Annotated in this window: 15 protein-coding genes; 5 read left to right on the top strand and 10 right to left on the bottom strand. The window is 73.1% G+C overall.

Annotated features, from left to right (window positions below; translation table 11 throughout):
* Positions 1–38 precede the first annotated feature (38 nt).
* Together ABZ887_RS05615 and ABZ887_RS05610 are read left to right on the top strand one after the other, a co-directional pair.
* Positions 39–1442, top strand: a complete 1404-nt coding sequence (locus tag ABZ887_RS05615) for an MFS transporter (RefSeq protein ID WP_361283174.1) — start codon at positions 39–41, stop codon at positions 1440–1442.
* 40 nt (positions 1443–1482) lie between these two features.
* On the top strand, positions 1483–2169 hold the full coding sequence (locus ABZ887_RS05610; protein ID WP_361283172.1) for a siderophore-interacting protein: 687 nt from the start codon (positions 1483–1485) through the stop codon (positions 2167–2169).
* Positions 2170–2238: 69 nt separating this feature from the next.
* Here the strand turns inward: ABZ887_RS05610 and ABZ887_RS05605 are convergent, their stop codons facing one another.
* The 7 genes from ABZ887_RS05605 to ABZ887_RS05575 form a co-directional block, all read right to left on the bottom strand.
* Complete coding sequence (locus ABZ887_RS05605) at positions 2239–3228, bottom strand: malate dehydrogenase (protein WP_361283170.1); 990 nt, start codon at positions 3226–3228, stop codon at positions 2239–2241.
* A 362-nt stretch (positions 3229–3590) separates the two neighbouring features.
* Positions 3591–4628, bottom strand: a complete 1038-nt coding sequence (locus ABZ887_RS05600) for a DUF2690 domain-containing protein (RefSeq protein ID WP_361283168.1) — start codon at positions 4626–4628, stop codon at positions 3591–3593.
* Positions 4629–4972: 344 nt separating this feature from the next.
* Positions 4973–5443 carry a helix-turn-helix transcriptional regulator gene (locus ABZ887_RS05595; protein WP_361283166.1) on the bottom strand — a complete coding sequence of 157 codons (471 nt, stop codon included), beginning with the start codon at positions 5441–5443 and terminating at the stop codon, positions 4973–4975.
* A 302-nt stretch (positions 5444–5745) separates the two neighbouring features.
* On the bottom strand, positions 5746–6417 hold the full coding sequence (locus tag ABZ887_RS05590; RefSeq protein ID WP_361283164.1) for a response regulator transcription factor: 672 nt from the start codon (positions 6415–6417) through the stop codon (positions 5746–5748).
* Positions 6414–7577: a sensor histidine kinase gene (locus ABZ887_RS05585; protein ID WP_361283162.1), complete on the bottom strand. Its 1164-nt coding sequence runs from the start codon at positions 7575–7577 to the stop codon at positions 6414–6416. Before ABZ887_RS05585 ends, ABZ887_RS05590 begins: the two co-directional genes overlap by 4 nt.
* Positions 7578–7859: 282 nt before the next feature.
* Positions 7860–8288: a DUF3017 domain-containing protein gene (locus tag ABZ887_RS05580; RefSeq protein WP_361283160.1), complete on the bottom strand. Its 429-nt coding sequence runs from the start codon at positions 8286–8288 to the stop codon at positions 7860–7862.
* Positions 8278–9132, bottom strand: coding sequence for a bifunctional methylenetetrahydrofolate dehydrogenase/methenyltetrahydrofolate cyclohydrolase (locus tag ABZ887_RS05575; protein ID WP_361283158.1), 855 nt, complete (start codon positions 9130–9132; stop codon positions 8278–8280). The genes ABZ887_RS05580 and ABZ887_RS05575 overlap by 11 nt, the downstream gene beginning before the upstream one ends.
* Positions 9133–9361: 229 nt before the next feature.
* Here ABZ887_RS05575 and ABZ887_RS05570 point away from each other — a divergent pair, with 229 nt between their 5' ends.
* The gene (locus ABZ887_RS05570; RefSeq protein ID WP_361283156.1) at positions 9362–9949 is read left to right on the top strand and encodes an RDD family protein; all 588 of its coding nucleotides are present in this window, start codon (positions 9362–9364) and stop codon (positions 9947–9949) included.
* Positions 9950–10034: 85 nt separating this feature from the next.
* Here the strand turns inward: ABZ887_RS05570 and purH are convergent, their stop codons facing one another.
* Together purH and purN are read right to left on the bottom strand one after the other, a co-directional pair.
* Entirely contained in the window at positions 10035–11618 is a 1584-nt protein-coding gene (gene purH / locus ABZ887_RS05565; RefSeq protein WP_361283154.1) for a bifunctional phosphoribosylaminoimidazolecarboxamide formyltransferase/IMP cyclohydrolase, read from the bottom strand.
* Complete coding sequence (gene purN / locus ABZ887_RS05560) at positions 11615–12244, bottom strand: phosphoribosylglycinamide formyltransferase (protein WP_361283152.1); 630 nt, start codon at positions 12242–12244, stop codon at positions 11615–11617. Before purN ends, purH begins: the two co-directional genes overlap by 4 nt.
* A 333-nt stretch (positions 12245–12577) precedes the next feature.
* Here purN and ABZ887_RS05555 point away from each other — a divergent pair, with 333 nt between their 5' ends.
* Positions 12578–13333, top strand: a complete 756-nt coding sequence (locus tag ABZ887_RS05555; RefSeq protein WP_361283150.1) for a hypothetical protein — start codon at positions 12578–12580, stop codon at positions 13331–13333.
* A 58-nt stretch (positions 13334–13391) separates the two neighbouring features.
* On the opposite strand, the gene ABZ887_RS05550 is transcribed toward ABZ887_RS05555, so the two are convergent.
* On the bottom strand, positions 13392–15131 hold the full coding sequence (locus tag ABZ887_RS05550) for a DUF6350 family protein (protein ID WP_361283148.1): 1740 nt from the start codon (positions 15129–15131) through the stop codon (positions 13392–13394).
* A 96-nt stretch (positions 15132–15227) separates the two neighbouring features.
* Here ABZ887_RS05550 and ABZ887_RS05545 point away from each other — a divergent pair, with 96 nt between their 5' ends.
* Positions 15228–16070, top strand: coding sequence for a sigma factor-like helix-turn-helix DNA-binding protein (locus tag ABZ887_RS05545; protein WP_361283146.1), 843 nt, complete (start codon positions 15228–15230; stop codon positions 16068–16070).
* Positions 16071–16141 lie beyond the last annotated feature (71 nt).

The raw sequence follows: 16141 nt of genomic DNA, 5'->3' as shown, positions 1-16141 counted from the left end.
GGCATCCCACACCACCCACCAGCTCCCCGGGAGGAGCCGTGCCCTCGCACGCCCTGAAACGCCCTGTCCTGCTCGTCCTGTGCGCCTGTGTGCTGGTCGCGCAGAGCATGGTGGCCGCCATCAACCTCCTCATCCCCGAACTGGCCGCGTCGTCCCTGCACCCCTCGCACAGCGAGATCCTGTGGACCGTCGACGCCTACGTCATCGCCTTCGCGGCCCTGCTCATCCCGGCCGGCGCGCTCGGCGACCGGCACGGCCGCAAGGGCGCCCTGCTCGCGGGACTCGCCCTGTTCGCGGCGGGGGCGGCCACCAGTGCGCTCGCGCCGGACCCCGCCGTACTGATAGCGGGCCGCGGCCTGTCCGGCGCCGGGGCCGCCCTGATCACCCCGGCCACCCTGTCGATCCTGGTCCACCTCTCCGCCCCCGAGCAGCGCGCCCGCGCCCTCGCCTCCTGGACCCTGGCACTGGGCCTGGGCGGCGCGGCCGGCAACCTGGGCGGCGGCCTGATCGGTCAGTTCCTGTCCTGGCGGGCCCTGTTCGCCGCGATGGTCCCGCTGGCCGCGCTGCTCGCCCTGGCCGTCGCCGTCGTCACCCCGCGCACCGAACGCTCCGCGCGCAGCAACCTGGACCCGCTCGGCACCCTGCTCCTGACGGCGGGCCTGGTGGCGGTGCTGTTCGGCATCATCGAGGGCACCACGTACGGCTGGACGTCGGCGCCCATCCTCGGCTCCTTCGCGGCGGGCGCCGTCCTGACCGCCCTGTTCACCGCGCACGCCCTGCGCGCGCCGCGCCCCCTCTTCGACCCTCGCGTCTTCGCCTCGGCCCGGCTGCGCTCGGCGTCCCTCGGCACGGCGGCCGGCTTCTTCGGCCTCTTCTCCCTCTTCTTCGTCAACTCGCAGTACCTGCAGGGCGTGAAGGGCTACGACGCGGCCGTGACCGGCGTCGCGATCATGCCGCTGACGATCGGCATGGCCCTGGTCCCGCGGCTCGCCGCCCGCTGGGCGGGCCACCCGCGCGCGGTCGTCGGCGCCGGGCTCGCCCTGATCGGACTCGGCCTGCTCGGGGCGTCCACCGTCGACGCGGCCACGCCGTACTGGGCGTACGCCTGCTGGCTGCTGGTCATCTCGGCCGGCACCGGGCTGTCCATGCCCGCACTCACCCTCGGCGTGGTCAGCTCGCTCCCGCCGCACCAGGCGGGCCTCGGCTCCGGGCTCGGCACCACGGCCCGCGAGACCGGCGCGGCCCTCGGGGTCGCGGTCACCGGCACGGTCCTGTCCGGGCACGGCGACCTCGCCTCCGGGATGGGCCCGGCTCTGCGTACCGTCGCGCTGCTGGTCCTCGCCGCGACGGCGCTCGTGGTGGCCGGTCACGACCGCCGCACCCCGACACGCACTATCGCGTCCGACCCGGAACGCGTACTATCGCGTTCTACCGGCGCCTGAGCAACTCCCCGCACACTACGGCCCGTTGAGGAGCCCCCCGATGCCCGCCCTCCTGAACCCCGTCCTCGACCTGCTGACCCTGCGCGGCACCGTCACCGAGGCCGAACAGATCACCGCCCGGATGCGCCGCCTGCGCATCGACGGCGACCAGCTCGCCGGCCTCGACGTCCGCCCCGGCCAGCAGGTCCGGGTCCTGGTCACCGGCCTGACCCTCCGCACCTACTCCGTCTGGCGTTACGACCCGTCCGGCGTCGTCGAGCTGTGCGTCCTCGACCACTCCGAGGGCGGACCGGGCGCTCGCTGGGGCCGCACCGTCGAGGCGGGCGAGCCGGTACGGCTGCGCAGGCCGGAGGGCACCTTCACGCTGCGCCCCGACGCCGCGCACCACGTCTTCGTCGGTGACGAGACGGCCGCGGTCGCCTTCGGCGCGATGCTCGCGGCACTGCCCGAGGAGGCCCGGATCTCCGGGTGCGTCGAGACGGAGACGGCCGCGGACCGGCTGCCCCTCCCCCACGGGGAGCGCCTCGACTGGCTGCTCAGGACCGAGACCTCGCTGCCGGAGGCGGTACGGCGGCTCGCTCCCGAACCCGGCGGGGTGGCGTACGTCGCCGGGGAGGCGCGGGCCGTGCAGGCGGTGCGGAAGGTGCTGGTCCAGGAGGCGGGCTGGGACCGGCGCGCGGTGCTCACCAAGCCGTTCTGGACGCCGGGGAAGCGCGGCATGGAGTGACACCGCGGACACGGCGACGGGCCCCGCTCCGGAGGAATCCGGAGCGGGGCCCGTCGGGGTGCGGGAGGCTCAGATGAGGCCGAGGGCGCGGACCGCGTCGCGCTCCTCCGCCAGCTCCTTGACCGAGGCGTCGATGCGGGCGCGGGAGAACTCGCTGATCTCCAGGCCCTGGACGATCTCGTAGACGCCGTCCTTGGTGGTGACCGGGAAGGAGGAGATCAGGCCCTCCGGGACGCCGTAGGAGCCGTCCGACGGGATACCCATGGAGGCCCAGTCGCCGTCGGCGGTGCCGTTGACCCAGGTGTGCACGTGGTCGATGGCCGCGTTGGCGGCGGAGGCCGCGGAGGACGCGCCACGGGCCTCGATGATGGCCGCGCCGCGCTTGGCGACGGTCGGGATGAACTCCTCGGCCAGCCACTTCTCGTCGTTCACGACCTCGGCGGCGTTCTTGCCGGCGACCGTGGCGTGGAAGATGTCGGGGTACTGGGTGGCGGAGTGGTTGCCCCAGATGGTCAGGCGCTTGATGTCGGCGACCGTCGAGCCCGTCTTCTTCGCGAGCTGGGTCAGCGCGCGGTTGTGGTCGAGGCGGGTCATCGCGGTGAAGCGCTCGGCCGGTACGTCCGGGGCGGCGGCCTGGGCGATCAGCGCGTTGGTGTTGGCCGGGTTGCCGACGACCAGGACCTTGATGTCGTCCGCGGCGTGGTCGTTGATGGCCTTGCCCTGCGGCTTGAAGATGCCGCCGTTGGCCTCCAGGAGGTCACCGCGTTCCATGCCCTTGGTGCGGGGGCGGGCGCCGACCAGGAGGGCGACGTTGGCGCCGTCGAAGGCGACGTTCGGGTCGTCGGAGATGTCGATGCCCTGGAGCAGCGGGAAGGCGCAGTCGTCGAGCTCCATCGCGGTGCCCTCGGCGGCCTTGAGCGCGGGGGTGATCTCCAGGAGGCGGAGCCGGACCGGCACGTCCGCGCCGAGCAGCTGGCCGGAGGCGATGCGGAAGAGCAGGGCGTAACCGATCTGGCCGGCCGCGCCGGTGACGGTGACGTTCACGGGAGTGCGGGTCATGGCGTTCTCCGTATGACAGCTGGCGGTGGGCGTCCTTGCCCTGGGTGCCCTGGGGTGCGGACGTACAAATGATCGATCTCTTGGTATCAAGAGATCCACCGGTCAGGCTATCGCGCATCAAGGATGCCGGAGGGCGAGGGGTCGGTGTGGCTCACCCCACAAAACTCCGCCCGCGAAAGAGGCGGCCGCCTGCCCGGGAGAGGTGGGACAGGACGGCCGCCACTCGGGGGTACCGGATTCCGGACTCCCGTGGGGGGATACCTTCCGCGTGCCCAGGAGTCCGGCCGGCATTCCTGCGTGCCGCCGGTTTCTTCACCGGCCGGCGTTGCCGCGAAGTCCGGGGGCTGTCGCGGTCGCGCTTCCTACGTCGTGCACCCCTGCTGCCCCGAGGCCAGCGTCGCGCACGCCTTCGCCTGTGCCGCGTCCCGCACCGCCACCATCGGCGTGTACGCGATGGTGTCGCCGGCGGCCGTGATGGAGCCGCGTTCCGTGGTGGTACCGGCGGCGAGCCGGACCGAGTCGCCCTGGGCGGCCCCGGTGATACGGCCCCACGCGGCGCCGCAGGTCCTGCTGTACCGGACCTCCAGGGTGGTCGCGCCGACCGCGACGGTCTTGGCGGTGGTCACGAGGTCGCCGCTGCACCCCATGGCCTCCGCGTCCTTGCCGGTGCAGCCGGCGCCCGCGCACTTCACCCCGGCCGGGAGCCGGCTGCTGGTGCCGGTGGAGGGGGTGGCCGAGGTGCCGTTGCCCTGGTTCTTCTTCCCGTCGCCGTCGCCCCCGGTGAGGAAGAGGACCGCGGCGATGACCACGGCCACGCCGACGACCCCGGCGAGGAACATCGTCAGCCGCCGCCTGCCGCCGCCGGGCGGGGCCGCAGGCGTGGCCGGGCCGCGGGAACCCGTGCCCTCCCGGCGGTTCGCGTCGGGTGCCGTCGGCTGGGGCGGGATGGTGGGCGAGACACCCGCCGGCCCGGCGATCCCCGGCATCGCCACGGCGCTGCCCGCCCGGCGCGGCGCCTTGCCGCCGGCGGCGGTGGTCGCGGACGTGGCGGGCGGCGCCCCGAACTCCCCGAGCGCGGCCCGCGCCTGGGAGATCCGGATCGCCTCCATGGTCATGTCGTGGCGCATCTCCGAACGGCTCCAGGCCCGTTCGGCCAGCTCCCACATGGTCGTGAGGTGGACGGGATCGGTGTCGGTGACCTCGGCGAGCGCGACGACCGCGCCCTTGGGCGCCAGCAGGCGGCCGTTGAGATAGCGCTCCCAGGACGTCTTGGCGTAGCCGGTGCGGTCGGACAGTGCCGCGACGCTCAGCCCGCCGCGGTCCACGAGCCTCCGCAGCTGGGTGGCGAACTCCTTGACCTGCGGATCGAGTTCATCCGGCAGGGCTTTCCAACGAGGCATTGCTTCCCCCCTCTTTCCCCCGGTCCTCTTTCCCCCGGTTCGGTGCCGTGTCTTCCCCCGCGCTCCCCGTGCGCGGTGCCCCCGCGCCGGTCCCGTTCTGGCTACCCACCGGAATGCGGCGACCCCGGCGGACAGTCCCCGGGCAGGGGGCGCACAGGAGCACTGACCCGTCCGGCATGCACCGTCGCACGCCGCCCGCCGTACGGTCCAACGGGCCGTCGACTCGTCCAGATTGGCCACGTTAGCCCGGCTGTGAGTCGGCTTCGTGACATATCCGCGAACTTGTCAACACATCGACACACCGGTCATCCAGCCGTGACCTCACAGGCCACAGGGCGCTCAGCTCACCCGAGAGCCACGGCACCGACGACCGCCACCAGGAGCAGCGCGAGCAGCAGCAGGACCGCGTACAGCAGCAGACGGCCGTGCGCGCGGGGCGCCGGGTCCGGCTCCGGCCGGTCCCACCACGGGAGGGTCGGGTCGTCCTCGTACCCCTCCGCGTCCCCGGCGCCCGCCAGGCGGTCCGGCGCGGTCGCCGGGCGCGGCCAGGCCTGGACGGCGAGTTCCCAGCGCACGGCGTGCCGTTCGGCGTCGGCGCCGGCCAGGCCCGCGACCCGGCACAGCGCGACGACGGCCTGGCGGGGCGGCGGCTGCACGGCGTTGAGGTAGCGCTGCCAGGAGGACTTGCTGTACGCGGTGCGGGCGCCCAGCGCGACCAGGCTGAGGCCGGTGTCGTCCTTGAGGAGCCGCAGCTGCTCCACGAAGTGCCGCACCTCCGGCGGGAGTCCCTCCGGCAGCGGCTGCCAGCCGCCCATCACGCACCTCCACGGCCTGCCTCGTTGCCAGTTCGTTGCCAGTTCAGAGCGGGTGACGACGGCGGGCGGCCCGACGGTTCCCGCAGGCTGTGGCAGTACGGGCGGCCCGTAGCGGAACTGTCACCTCTCTGCCACAGCCGACGGACAGCCGTTGAACAGCCGCGCCACGGTGGGAAGGCTGATTCAGGACGGCGGTCCGTCCTGCTCGGGGGAGGGGACGGGCCGCCTTTCGGACAGACCACGGACCGGACCACCGCCGGGACCGACGCCCGGGCGCCGTCGGTTCACCGGTCGGTCGCCGGTCAGCTCGCGGGTCCGCCCGGCGTCACCAGCCCCGTCTCGTACGCCACCACCACCGCCTGCGCCCGGCTGCCCAGGTCGAGCTTGGTCATGGTGCGGTTGAGGTGCGTCTTCACGGTCGCCTCGCTGATGTAGAGGCGGTCGGCGATCTCCAGGTTGGACAGCCCGCGCGCGGTGAGCTTGAGGACCTCGACCTCGCGGGAGGTCAGCACGTCGAGGTCGGGCGGTGGTCCGGTTTCGGGGCCGTGCCGGTGGGCGAAGGCCTCGACCAGGCGCCGGGTGACGCTGGGCGCGAACAGGGCGTCACCGCCGGCCACCGCGGTGACGGCGGCCAGCAGCCGTTCGGGGCCGGAGTCCTTGAGGAGAAACCCCGAGGCGCCGGCGCGCAGCGCGCCGTACACGTACTCGTCGAGGTCGAAGGTGGTGAGGACGAGGATGCGGGGCGCGGGACCCTCCGCCCGGGCGAGGATGCGCTCGGTGGCCTCGATGCCGTTGACCCCCGGCATCCGGATGTCCATGAGGACGACGTCGGGCCGGGTCTCGGCGGCCAGCCGCACCGCCTCCGCACCGTCCCCCGCCTCACCGGCCACCTCGAATCCGGGGGCCGCCTCCAGCAGGCCCACCAGGCCGGCGCGGATGAGGAACTGGTCGTCGACCACGAGCACTCTGGTCATCCGGTACGGTCGTCCCCCCGCCGTGCGAGTGCGGCCGATGTCGGCAGGGTCAGCTCGACCGCGAAGCCGCCCTCGGAGCGTGGGCCGACGTTGATCGTCCCGCCGTAGAGCTTGGCCCGCTCGCGCATGCCAATCAAGCCATGTCCGGCGCCCGTTGACACTCTGTCCGAATTCACCCCCTCTCCGTCGTCGAGGACGGACACGGTCAGCTCGTGGGGCCCGTACCGGAGCAGCACGCGCGCGTGGGCGCGGCCGGCGTGCTTGAGGACGTTGGTCAGCGCCTCCTGGACGACGCGGTAGGCGCACAGCTCCACGCCGGGCGGCAGCGGCCGGGGGGCGCCCTCGACCACGAACTCGACGGGCAGTCCGCCGGCCCGCACCCTCTCGACGAGCTCGGCCAGCCGGTCCAGCGTCGGCATGGGGGCGCGCTCGGCGGCGCGCGGATCCTCGTCCCTGAGCACCTGGAGCATGCGCCGCAGCTCGTCCAGGGCCTCCCCGCTGGTGTCGGCGATGGTGCCGAGCGCCCCGCGCGCCTTGCCCGGGTCGGACTCGAAGACGAACCTGGCGAGCCCCGCCTGCACCGAGATCACCGACATGTGATGGGCGACGACGTCGTGCAACTCCCGTGCGATCCGCCCGCGTTCCTCGACGACCGCGCGCCGGGCCCGCTCGGTCTGCTCGGCCCGCAGATGCCGGGTGAGCGCGGCGGACCGCTGCGCGAGATGCCCGAACCAGACCAGCACCGAGCAGTACAGCAGTGCCTGCATGACCACCGACGGCATCGAGGAGTTGTCGGTGACGATCCCCGCGTACAGCCACATGCCGGTCATGCAGGCCGCGCAGCCGACGGCGACCCGGACCGGCCGTACCGAGGCGACGGTGTACAGCGCGAGCATGGAGCCGAAGGTGCACACCACGGGCCAGAAGCCGAGGCTGACGTAGACGATCGAGGCGCCCTGCATGACGGCGAAGACCGCGACCGGCCACCGCCCGCGCAGGGCGACGGGCAGCTGCGCCAGCCCGATCAGCGCGTACGCCCGCGCGTCCAGCTGCGGCCACCCCTGTGTCGGCGACTCCCGCCCCAGCAACACGGCCATCACGACCGTCATGCACGCGATCAGCGTGTCGACGGCGAGTGGGGGCGGGTTCCGCAGTCGCATCGCCGCAGCGTAACGCGGTGCCCGCGGAGACCGAGTCAATCGCCCGACGTACCGCGGAAGTTGTAGGAGGTTCAACCGAAGGTGGGATTCGCGAACGGCTCCGGATCCCTACCTTCGAACCGGGGGGAGGAGGCCCGCACCCACCGGGGGAGGTGCGGGCTTTTTTCCAAGCGCAGGGCACAGTTTCAAGCGCCCTCACAGGAGCGCCCCGAAAGGTGCGCGGGGAACTGCGCGACCAGCCCCCCACGCACCCGCACCCGACAACGAATCCCTAGCTCTTCATCAGCTCTTCATCGTGAAATGCAGCGTGTCCTTCAGATAAGGGATCACCAGCCACGGCTTCGGCTGCGCCATCAACGCCAGCAGCACGATCGCCAGCCCCAGCACCCCGTACGTCGCGATGTCCGTGAACCGCGACCGGACCGCCAGCATCCCCACGCTCGGCAGTATCCATCGCATCACCGCCCCGGCCAGCAGCGCCGCCCCGATCAGCAGCGCCCCGATCCGGAACTGGTCCAGCGAGGTCAGCAGCAGCCCCATCCCGACGGTCGCCAGTACGACCAGCATCGGCCACTGCCGGGCCGGCGCCGGCAGATCGCCCGACGCAGCCCTGCCGCCCCCTTCGGGGCGCGCCGTGTCCCGGGTGAACAGCGGGAAGCGCCGGGTCGCCCGGCGCCCCGCGCCCTGCTCGTGACCGCGGTCAGCCGACACTGCGCTCCGCCGCCTCGACCACGTTGACGAGCAGCTGCGCCCGGGTCATCGGCCCGACACCGCCGGGGTTCGGCGAGATCCATCCGGCGACCTCGGCGACCCCGGGGTGCACGTCGCCGACGATCTTGCCCTCGGCGTTGCGGGAGACGCCGACGTCGAGGACGGCCGCACCCGGCTTGACGTCCTCGGGACGGATCAGGTGCGGGGAGCCGGCGGCGGCGACGATGATGTCGGCGCGCTTCAGATGCGAAGCGAGATCCCGGGTACCGGTGTGGCACTGCGTGACCGTCGCGTTCTCGCTGCGCCGGGTGAGCAGCAGCGGCATCGGGCGCCCGATGGTCACGCCCCGGCCGACGACCACGACCTCCGCGCCCTTGATCTCGACGCCGTGGCGGCGCAGCAGGGTGAGCACGCCGTTGGGGGTGCAGGGCAGCGGCGCCGGCTCGCCGAGGACCAGCCGGCCGAGGTTCATCGGGTGCAGGCCGTCCGCGTCCTTGTGCGGGTCCATCAGCTCCAGGATGCGGTTCTCGTCGATGCCCTTGGGCAGCGGGAGCTGGACGATGTAGCCGGTGCAGGAGGGGTCGTCGTTGAGCTCGCGGACGACCGCCTCGATCTCCTCCTGGGTCGCGGTGGCCGGGAGTTCGCGCTGGATGGAGGCGATGCCGACCTGCGCGCAGTCGCGGTGCTTGCCGGCGACGTACTTCTGGCTGCCGGGGTCGTCCCCGACGAGGATCGTGCCGAGGCCGGGCGTGACGCCCTTCTCCTTCAGCGCCGCCACGCGGGCGGTCAGATCGGACTTGATCGCGGCTGCGGTGGCCTTGCCATCGAGAATCTGGGCGGTCATGGCTCCATCCTCGCGGATAGCGGCCTCCCGGTTCCAGTCGGGTGTGTGGTCATGATCAATGATGTTGCACTTGCACAACACATCGCGAATCGGGGTGGACAACAACACGCCCGTACTAAACGATGAGCGGCGCAGTATCGCGGTCCGGTGGGGGGCAAACCGCTCAGATCATGACGTACCTCCGTCCTTGTCCGCGTCGTCCCCGCAGGTTCAACGGAGGAAATCGGTCATGAGTTTCGGCGCGCCCAACGACCCCTACGGTCAGCCGCAGAACCCGCAGCAGGGCCAGCCCGGCTACGGCTACCCCCAGCAGCCCGGCTACCAGCAGGCCCCGCAGGGCGTGCCGCCGCAGGGCTACGGCTACCCCCAGCAGCCGGGCTACCCGCAGCAGGGCGGTTACGGCTACCCGCAGCAGGGGTACGGCGCCACTCCGCCGTACGCGAACTGGGGCCAGCGCTTCGGTGGCACCGTCGTCGACGGCCTCATCTTCCTGGTGCCGTACATCATCGTGATCGTCGGCCGGAACAACGGGGCGATCAGAGCGATCGGCCTCCTCGCCGTCCTCGGCGTCGCCATCTGGCAGCTGATCATGGAGGGCCGCACCGGCCAGACGGTCGGCAAGAAGGCGCTGGGCATCCGCCTGGTCAAGGAGGCCACCGGCCAGCCGATCGGCGTCGGCATGGCGTTCGTCCGCCGTATCGCGCACATCCTGGACAGCCTCGCCTGCTACCTGGGCTGGCTGTGGCCGGCGTGGGACTCCAAGCGCCAGACGTTCGCCGACAAGGTCTGCGGCACGATCGTGATCCGCAGCAACTGAGGCGTTCACCGGTAGGTACTCCAAGGGCCGTGTCCCCCGCGCAGGGGGACACGGCCCTGGTGTTTCCGCGCTGTCTGCCGGTGGCTCAGTGGAAGAAGTGCCGCGTGCCGGTGAAGTACATCGTCACGCCCGCCTTCTTCGCGGCCTCCACGACGAGCTCGTCACGGACCGAACCGCCCGGCTGCGCCACGGCCTTGATGCCGGCCGCGGTGAGGATCTCCAGGCCGTCGGGGAACGGGAAGAAGGCGTCGGAGGCGGCGTAGGAGCCGCGTGCCCGCTCCTCGCCCGCCCGCTCGACGGCGAGCTTCGCGGAGTCGACGCGGTTGACCTGGCCCATGCCGACGCCGACCGAGGCGCCGTCCTTGGCCAGCAGGATGGCGTTGGACTTCACCGCACGGCAGGCCTTCCAGGCGAAGGCGAGTTCGGCCAGCTCCCCGGGGCTGAGCGCTTCGCCGGTCGCGAGGGTCCAGTTGGCCGGGTCGTCGCCGTCGGCCTGCAGCCGGTCGGTGACCTGGAGCAGCACACCGCCGTCGACGGGCTTGACCTCGACCGGGTTGGCGGGGGCGCCCGGCGCCTTCAGCACCCGGATGTTCTTCTTCCTGGCGAGGGCCTCCAGGGCCCCCTCCTCGTAGTCGGGCGCGACGATGACCTCGGTGAAGATCTCGGCGACCTGCTCCGCCATCTCCTTGCTCACCGGCCGGTTGACGGCGATGACCCCGCCGAACGCCGACAGCGGGTCGCAGGCGTGCGCCTTGCGGTGCGCCTCGGCGACGTCCGCGCCGACCGCGATGCCGCAGGGGTTGGCGTGCTTGATGATCGCGACGCACGGCTCGTCGTGGTCGTACGCGGCACGGCGCGCGGCGTCCGTGTCCGTGTAGTTGTTGTACGACATCTCCTTGCCGTGCAGCTGCTCGGCCTTGGCGAGGCCGCCGCCGGAGGCGTCGACGTAGAGGGCGGCCGGCTGGTGCGGGTTCTCGCCGTAGCGCAGGGTGTTCTCGCGCTCCCAGGTGGCACCGAGGAAGTCGGGGAACGGCGAGTCGTCGACGGGCGCGTACTCGGAGGCGAACCAGCTCGCGACCGCCACGTCGTAGGACGCCGTGTGCTGGAAGGCCTCGGCGGCGAGCCGCTTGCGGGTGGCGAGGTCGAAGCCGCCGTCGGAGACCGCGGCGAGGACGTCGGCGTACCGGGCGGGGCTGGTGACGATCGCGACCGAGGGGTGGTTCTTGGCGGCGGCACGGACCATGGAGGGGCCGCCGATGTCGATCTGCTCGACGCACTCGTCGGGCGTGGCACCGGAGGCGACGGTCTCGCGGAACGGGTAGAGGTTGCTGACCACGAGGTCGAACGGCTCGACGCCGAGGTCCGCCAGCTGCTGCCGGTGGTCCTCCAGGCGCAGGTCGGCGAGGATGCCGGCGTGGACCTTGGGGTGCAGGGTCTTGACCCGGCCGTCCAGGCACTCCGGGAAGCCGGTGAGCTCCTCGACCTTGGTGACGGGGACACCGGCGGCGGCGATGCGGGAGGCGGTGGAGCCGGTGGAGACGAGTGCGACACCGGCCTCGTGCAGTCCGCGGGCGAGCTCTTCGAGCCCGGTCTTGTCATAGACGCTGACGAGCGCGCGACGGATGGCCCGCTTGCCGCTCTCGGCCGTGACAGTGCTCTCGGCGGTCACTGGATAACTACCTTTCGTCCCTCAATGCGATAGCCGTTGCGGGCGATCCGCCCCACGACCTCGACGAGCAGCCTTCGCTCGACGTCCTTGATGCGCTCGTGCAGAGCGCTCTCGTCGTCCTCGTCCCGGACCTCCACCACGCCCTGAGCGATGATCGGCCCGGTGTCGACGCCGTCGTCGACGAAGTGGACGGTGCAGCCGGTGACCCTGGCGCCGTACGCGAGCGCGTCCCGTACGCCGTGGGCCCCGGGGAAACTGGGCAGCAGGGCGGGGTGCGTGTTGACGGTCCGCCCCCCGAACCGCGCCAGGAACTCCTTGCCGACGATCTTCATGAACCCGGCGGAGACGACCAGGTCGGGCTCGTGGGCGGCCACGGCGTCGGCCAGTGCCCGGTCCCACTCCTCGCGGCTCCCGAAGTCCTTCACCCTGGTCACGAAGGTCGGGATCCCGGCCCGCTCGGCACGCGCGAGCCCCTCGATGCCGGCACGGTCGGCGCCCACGGCGACGACCTCGGCGCCGTAGGCCCGGGCGCCGTTCTCCGCGATCGCGTCGAGGAGCGCCTGCAGGTTGGTGCCGGATCCGGAGACCAGCACGACGAGGCGCTTGGCCACGGGCTTGGCGGCCACGGTGGGGGCCCTTTCTCGGGGGAGCGTCGGTACGGCGGCCGGACTCGTACCCGCTTTGTACATTCGTACGAGTGCATCGCGCCCCGGGATACGGGGAAGTCTACGAAGCGGCCGACCGTCAGCAACGATACCGGCACACCGGGCGGCCCCCACGGGACGGGGGCGTGGCCGGAAGGTAGCGTCTGGGAGGTACCGCGGCGGGAACGCGTCCGGGATACGGCGCGTTCACCGGGTAGGCAGTCGTTTCGGTTGCTCTGCCGATCACCCGCAGCCAGCCGTCGTATCCATCAACTCCGTTCTGTTCATCTTGATCTAGGGGAAGACGCTCACTTGATGCCGGACCGCAGCCTGGGACTTCGCATGCTCCCCCCGCAGTCGGTACAGGGAGGGACGCGTTCCGCCGTGCTGCTGCGGGAGCGGCCGGCCTCGCCGCCGGACGCGCCCTCCGACCGGCCGAAGGGCGACCAGCAGGACGACAACCCCTTCGCCCCGCCGCCCGAGGGCACGCCGGACACGCCCTGGCGGCCGCGCCGCCCGGCCGGTGACGACGATCAGGGTTCGGGGGCGCTCTGGGGCAGCCAGTGGAGCGACCGGCAGCCCGGCCGGCAGCCCGGCGGGTTCGGCGAGCGTCCCGACGGCGGCCCGGGCGGCAGCGGTCAGGGCGGTCCCGGTCCCGGCGGTCCTGGCGGCCCCGGAATGCGGTGGGACCCGACGGACCCGGCCCAGCGGCGGGCGCGGTACGCCCTGCTGTGCGGCATGTGGGCCTTCCTCTTCGCGCTCTTCAGCTGGCCGTACGTGGCGCTGCTGCTCGGTGCCCTGGCGGTCTACTGGGGCATCAGCGCGCTCCGCGCCAAGCCCCGCACCCCCGACGAGGCCACCACCGGCCGCCCCCAGACGACGGCGGCGATCAGCGGCCTGGTCACGGCGTCCCTGGCGCTGGCCCTGGTGGCGGCGAACTTCACGGCCCAGATGGTCTACCGCGACTACTACACCTGCGTCTCGGACGCCCTCACCAACGAGGCCAAGCAGTCCTGCGACCACCTGCTGCCGCAGGAGCTGCGGAACGTGCTGGGGACCGGGAACAGCTGACGGTAGGGGGCGGCAGGGTACGGAAAGCGACGGGAGGAGACCGGAGAGGACCGGAGGGTCAGGGGGCGTCGGTGTCCTCGGCGGCCGGTCCGTACAGCTTCCGCCGCGCCGTCCAGCGGGCCCTGCGGGCCGCCTCGTCCTCCCACAGTCCGGTCAGCGGGTCTCCGGGCAGCACCTCGCGCGGCTCGGCCGGCAGCGCCTCGTACCGCTCGGACGCGTCGCCGTCGCCCTGATCGGGCCGCAGCCCGACCACCACGACCTGGGCCGGGGGCGACACTGAGGCCGGTGCCCGGGGCGAGACCGAGGCCGGGGGCGGCGGGGCCTTGTGCGACGGCGTTCGGCGACCCTGCTTCCTCTGCTTCCTCGGCTTCGGCTTCTGATCCGGCCTCTGCTTGTGCTTGCGTTTGTGGTTGTGGTTGTCCGCCGTGCGCCCCTCCCCCGGCTTCCCCGGCGCGAACCCCAGCCATGCGGCGAGCGAGGCGGCGCCCTCCCTCCGCCACGCCTGCAGCCCCAGGGCGCCCGGTACGCCCACCGCGAGGAGCCAGCCGCCGGCCGCCATGCCCGTCTGCCACCAGACCGGGCCGAAGCGGGTCAGCGCGGCGACGCCCAGCGGGCCGCCGGCCAGCTCGGCCAGCGCCGCGAGCAGCAGCGCGCACAGCAGCGCCGCCAGTGCCGCCACCCCGGCCGTGCGCCCGGCCGGCCAGCTCCGCTTGGCCGCCCGCGCCGCCACGAACCACGCCACCGTCACCCCGGCCGTCACCGGCACCGCCCCGGCCAGCCAGTTCAGCGGAGTTCCGGGACCGTGCTGCGGCACCGCCGCCAGCAGCGGGAAGGGCGGGAGCTGCGGTGCCGGATCCGAGGCCAGGGGGTTCACGAGATGCCCGGCGCCGAGTGCGAAGCCGGGGCCCGCGGCGTACGACGCCGACCACACCGCCGCGTTCGGGATCAGCGCGACGCAGAGGAACAGGACCGTGCACCGGCCCGACCAGCCCGCCGTCAGCTGCAGGAACGACGACCGCGCCGCGTCGCCGTGCCCCACCAGTGACGCCGCGAGCAGCAGCGTCCCGCCCCCGAAGAACACGGCCGTCCCGGCCAGGGACGCGCGGACCGCCGTACCCCACCGCACCCGCGAGTCACGCCCGAGCAGCAGCCTGCGAACCGACCCGGGCAGCACCAGCACCAGGCTCAGCAGCGGTTCACGCGGACGGCCGTACGCCGTCCACACCCCGGCGCCCGCCGCGGCCGCCGCGAGCAGCGGCAGGCACACCGCCACCCACGGCCACTGGGGGCGCAGTTCGCCGCCGGACGCGTAGAGCGCGGCACACCCGCCGACGCCGAGGTAGCCGACGACGACCCCGGTCCACGCGGTACGGGCACGGACCGGCGGCGGTGCGCCGGCGCCGTCGCCGTCCGGCGCGTCGACCGCGTCCCGCGTACCCCGGTACACCAGCAGCGCCGGCAGCGCGGGCAGCAGCAACGGCGTCACCCCGACGGGCGCCGGTAGCGCGGACAGCGTGTCGGTGCGGACCAGTTCGACGCCGTGGGCGAGCAGCCACAGCGCCGCCGCGACGTGCACCGCACCGCCCGGACCGCTGTCGGGGTACGGCGAGCTGACCCAGAGCGCGATCACCAGCACGGCGAACGCGGCCAGGCCGAGCCCGGCCGCGAGGGCGCCGGCCGCCAGGCTCGCGGCCAGTCCCGGGGAGCGGTCGCGCACCCGGCCGAGCAGAGGCGACAACGACGGTCGGCGGGACGGCAACGACGGTCGGCGGGCGGTCATCCGAATCACGACCGCCATGCTCCCAACGACACGCGCTTTCCCGTCGTAACCAGTGAACAGCCGAAGTGTCGCTCAATATATGTTTATGTGCTTTTTCGAAGGGAGGTGCGCCCGATGACACAGAGCCCCGCCCGTACCGACGAGGCCGGACCGTCCCCCGCGCTGACGCCCGCTCAGGCCTTCGACGCGCTCTACGCGTTCTGCGCCCCGGCTCTGGTACGGCAGACCTACCTGCTCACCGGCCGCCGGGAGCTGGCGCAGGAGGCGGTCGAGCGGGCCTTCCAACTCGCCTGGCAGAACTGGCCGCAGGTGGCCCGCGACCGGGATCCGGCCGGCTGGGTGCGGGTGGTGGCGCACGAGTGCGCGCTCTCCCCCTGGCACCGCTTCCGCCTGCGCCACCGCCACCCCGAGCCCCCGCCGGCCGACGCGGCCGACCGCGCGCTCCTGGACGCGCTGCTGAAACTGCCCACGACGTACCGCCGCACGCTCCTGTTGTACGACGGCATCGGCCTCGACCTGCCGGAGACCGCGGCGGAGACGGAGGCGAGCACGCCGGCGGCGGCCGGCCGGCTGACCCGCGCACGGAGGCTGGTCGCCGGCCGGGTGCCGGAACTCGCCGACCCCGCCGCGCTGCACCGCCGGCTCGCCGAACTGGCCTCGACGGAGCGGCTGCGGGCGGCCCAGCCGCCCACCGTGCGGACGTACGCCGAACGGCAGACCCGTTTCTGGACCCGGTCGGCGCTCGCCTTCACGGCGACGATCATCGCGGCGACGACCCTCACGCTGCGGACGGCGCCGACGCACTACGAGGCGCCGATCGGCCCGGCCCAGGCGATCAGCGGGGTCCCGGCGGAGGTGGGGATGGGGCCGTTGTCCGCCGGGCAGCGGGCGCTGCAGGCGAAACTGCGGAAGTCTGCCGACAGCGGGCCGGAGAGGCTGATGCCGCTGGCCAGGTAGCACGGTTGGGTGCGGGTGCGTGGGGGCTGGTCGCGCAGTTCCCCGCGCCCCTTACGGGGCGCTGCCCAGCC

It is taken from the genome of Streptomyces sp. NPDC047061 (genome assembly GCF_040643955.1).
In the GTDB taxonomy this organism is placed as follows: Bacteria; Actinomycetota; Actinomycetes; order Streptomycetales; family Streptomycetaceae; genus Streptomyces.
Note: the sequence above shows the minus strand (reverse complement) of the source record. Positions and strands in the feature narration are given on the sequence as shown.

Excerpts from the sequence above, each read along its gene's own strand:
- ABZ887_RS05610 (WP_361283172.1), top strand. The coding sequence starts at position 1,483 with ATGCCCGCCCTCCTGAACCCCGTCCTCGACCTGCTGACCCTGCGCGGC.
- ABZ887_RS05605 (WP_361283170.1), bottom strand. The coding sequence starts at position 3,228 with ATGACCCGCACTCCCGTGAACGTCACCGTCACCGGCGCGGCCGGCCAG.
- ABZ887_RS05600 (WP_361283168.1), bottom strand. The coding sequence starts at position 4,628 with ATGCCTCGTTGGAAAGCCCTGCCGGATGAACTCGATCCGCAGGTCAAG.
- ABZ887_RS05595 (WP_361283166.1), bottom strand. The coding sequence starts at position 5,443 with ATGGGCGGCTGGCAGCCGCTGCCGGAGGGACTCCCGCCGGAGGTGCGG.
- ABZ887_RS05590 (WP_361283164.1), bottom strand. The coding sequence starts at position 6,417 with ATGACCAGAGTGCTCGTGGTCGACGACCAGTTCCTCATCCGCGCCGGC.
- ABZ887_RS05585 (WP_361283162.1), bottom strand. The coding sequence starts at position 7,577 with ATGCGACTGCGGAACCCGCCCCCACTCGCCGTCGACACGCTGATCGCG.
- ABZ887_RS05575 (WP_361283158.1), bottom strand. The coding sequence starts at position 9,132 with ATGACCGCCCAGATTCTCGATGGCAAGGCCACCGCAGCCGCGATCAAG.
- ABZ887_RS05570 (WP_361283156.1), top strand. The coding sequence starts at position 9,362 with ATGAGTTTCGGCGCGCCCAACGACCCCTACGGTCAGCCGCAGAACCCG.
- ABZ887_RS05555 (WP_361283150.1), top strand. The coding sequence starts at position 12,578 with ATGCCGGACCGCAGCCTGGGACTTCGCATGCTCCCCCCGCAGTCGGTA.
- ABZ887_RS05550 (WP_361283148.1), bottom strand. The coding sequence starts at position 15,131 with ATGGCGGTCGTGATTCGGATGACCGCCCGCCGACCGTCGTTGCCGTCC.
- ABZ887_RS05545 (WP_361283146.1), top strand. The coding sequence starts at position 15,228 with ATGACACAGAGCCCCGCCCGTACCGACGAGGCCGGACCGTCCCCCGCG.